This window comes from Streptomyces sp. NPDC059853 (genome assembly GCF_042731495.1).
Lineage (GTDB): Bacteria > Actinomycetota > Actinomycetes > Streptomycetales > Streptomycetaceae > Streptomyces.
Genome location: NZ_JBHWJL010000459.1, coordinates 1 through 2,718, shown reverse-complemented (window position 1 = coordinate 2,718; position 2,718 = coordinate 1). Strand labels below are relative to the sequence as shown.

The 2,718-nt window shown below is 72.4% G+C and carries 3 protein-coding genes; all 3 read left to right on the top strand.

Translation table 11 applies throughout. The features are described from left to right. Window positions 1-9 precede the first annotated feature (9 nt). Window positions 10-672, top strand: a complete 663-nt coding sequence (gene thiE, locus ACFV5N_RS26695; protein ID WP_385604774.1) for a thiamine phosphate synthase — start codon at window positions 10-12, stop codon at window positions 670-672. A gap of 67 nt (window positions 673-739) precedes the next feature. Next, a complete protein-coding gene (gene metF, locus ACFV5N_RS26690) occupies window positions 740-1,678 on the top strand; it encodes a methylenetetrahydrofolate reductase [NAD(P)H] (protein ID WP_385604771.1) in 939 nt (312 codons plus the stop codon). A 21-nt stretch (window positions 1,679-1,699) separates the two neighbouring features. Next, window positions 1,700-2,620: a hypothetical protein gene (locus ACFV5N_RS26685; protein WP_385604768.1), complete on the top strand. Its 921-nt coding sequence runs from the start codon at window positions 1,700-1,702 to the stop codon at window positions 2,618-2,620. Window positions 2,621-2,718 lie beyond the last annotated feature (98 nt).

The window sequence follows — 2,718 nt, the reverse complement described above, 5'->3', positions numbered from 1 at the left end:
CCGCACCACATCCGTTCACCACCACGAGGGGGAGCCGTGACCGACGGCATCGCCGCCGCCCGGCTGTATCTGTGCACCGACGCCAGAAAGCGGCAGGGCGACCTGCCCGACTTCCTGGACGCGGTGCTGGCCGGCGGCGTCGACATCGTGCAGCTGCGCGACAAGAGCCTGGAGGCCGCCGAGGAACTGGAACTGCTGGAGGTCTTCGCCGACGCCTGCCGGCGGCACGGCCGGCTGCTCGCCGTCAACGACCGGGCGGACGTCGCGCACGCCGCCCGCGCCGACGTGCTCCACCTCGGCCAGGGCGATCTGCCGGTGCCCGCCGCCCGCGCGCTGCTCGGCGACCGGGTGCGCATCGGCCGGTCCACCCACAGCCGGGACCAGGTGGACGCCGCGCTCGCCCAGCCCGGCGTCGACTACTTCTGCACCGGCCCCGTCTGGCCCACCCCCACCAAACCCGGCCGGGCCGCCCCCGGGCTGCCACTGGTGCGCTACGCCGCCTCGCTGCGCCCCGCCCGCCCCTGGTTCGCGATCGGCGGCATCGACGCGGGCAACCTCGACCAGGTCCTGGAGGCCGGGGCCCGGCGGATCGTGGTGGTCCGCGCCCTCACCGAGGCCGACGACCCGGGAGCCGCGGCCGGCGCGCTCGCCGCGCGGCTGCGCGCCGGGTGATGCCGCACGCCCGTCCGGGGACCGGACACGCGTGGGAGATCGCCGTCGCTCTGGGTAGCCTGCGCGCATGGCCCTTGGGATTCCGTCCACGATGAATGACCGGGCGCACACGGTGCGCGATCTCCTCGCCGCCGGTAAGCGTTCCTACTCCTTCGAATTCACCCCGCCCAGGACCGAGCAGGGTGAGCGCACCCTGTGGAACGCCATCCGCCGGGTCGAGGCCGTGGGCCCGACCTTCGTCTCCGTGACCTACGGGGCCGGCGGCTCCTCCCGCGAGCGCACCGTGCGGGCCACCGAGCGGATCGCCACCGAGACGACCCTCACCCCGGTCGCCCACCTCACGGCCGTCAACCACTCCGTGTCCGAGCTGCGCAACATCATCGGCCAGTACGCGGACGGCGGCATCCGCAACATGCTGGCCCTGCGCGGCGACCCGCCCGGCGACCCGATGGGGGAGTGGGTGCCGCATCCGCGCGGTGTGACCTACGCCGCTGAACTGGTCAGCCTGATCAAGGAGTCGGGCGATTTCTGTGTCGGGGTCGCGGCATTTCCGGAGATGCATCCGCGATCCACCGACTGGGAGACGGATATCCGGCATTTCATCAACAAGTGCCGGGCCGGGGCGGACTTCGCGCTCACCCAGATGTTCTTCAATCCCGAGGACTACCTGCGGCTTCGTGACCGGGTGGCCGCCGCGGGATGCGATGTCCCGATCATCCCGGAAATCATGCCGATCGCCAATCTCCGGCAGATCGAACGCTTCAAGCAGCTCAGCAACTCCACCTTCCCCGAAGAGCTGGAGAATCGGCTCCGCGCGGTCAAGGACGATCCGATGGCTGTACGCTCGGTCGGGATCGAGTTCGCCACCGAGTTGTGTGCGCGGTTGATGGAAGAGGACATCCCCGGTCTGCACTTCGTCACGCTGAACACCACGCTGCACTCGACGGCGACGCTGGACGTCTACAAGAACCTCGGTCTGCACCGGGCGGACCTCGAACACGGCTGAGTACAGCTGAGAGGGGCGTACATGGGCTGGACGGTCCTCTACATCGCGTTCGGAATCGTCTCCCTGTGGCTGCTGGGTGAGGTGCTGCTCCAGTACAAGGCCAGACTCCGCTGGCGGCTGCTCGCCTTCTTCGGCTTCCTGGCCGTGGTGTTCGGCGTGATCCTGCCCTACGTCCCGGTGATCGCGCTGGGCACCGTCGCCTTCGCGACCGGCCAGACGTTCGTGACCCTGTCCTTCCGGCGCGGCTTCTCCACCGGCTGGGCGCTCGGCGGCCGGCCGGGCAACAGCAAGCGGCGCCGCCGCGAGGGCGGCGACGAGCCGGTGGAGATGCGGCCGATGGACCCGGTCGGCGAGGACGAGGCCGACTACGACGCCCCGCCGCCCCCGCCCGCCCCGCCGGGCGAGACGGCGGGCCCGGAGAACGGCGGCTACGACGAGTGGGGCCGGCCGCTGCCCCCCCAGCAGCCGGAGCACGGGCAGCAGCCGCAGGGCCAGGACCCGGAGCAGGACCTGTACGCCGCCCCGCCGCAGCCCCAGGAGACGGTGTACGGGGACGGCTACCACGACCAGCGGCAGCAGCCGTACGCCGAGCCGTACGCGGGCGCCACCGCCGGCTACGAGAGCGGCGGGTACGACACCGGCGGCGGCTACGACGGTTACGGCACGCCCTACGGCGAGCAGCAGACCGCGCCGGGGCAGCAGCAGTACCAGCAGGACTACGGCAACCAGTGGCAGAGCGCCGACCCGTACTACCAGGAGACACCGCCCGGCGGTGTCTGGGTGCCGCAGCAGCGCGAGACCGCCGCCACCGGCACCCCGCCCCAGGACGGCGGCTACGGCTACCCGCCCCAGCAGGACCCGTACCCCCCGCAGCCCCAGCAGCACGGCTACGACCCGGCGGCGGACCAGGGGTACTACTACAACGAGCAGCAGCGCTACTGACCCGGGAGGGCGGGGCCCGTACCGGCCCCGCCCTCCCGGCGGTTCCGCGCCGCCCCGCCCGGTCCGCCGTGCCTTCCCCGCGCCTCGCCCCGCACCCG

What these genes read in the sequence shown, in the direction of transcription:
- metF (WP_385604771.1), top strand. Translation starts at nt 740, where the DNA reads ATGGCCCTTGGGATTCCGTCCACGATGAATGACCGGGCGCACACGGTG.
- ACFV5N_RS26685 (WP_385604768.1), top strand. Translation starts at nt 1,700, where the DNA reads ATGGGCTGGACGGTCCTCTACATCGCGTTCGGAATCGTCTCCCTGTGG.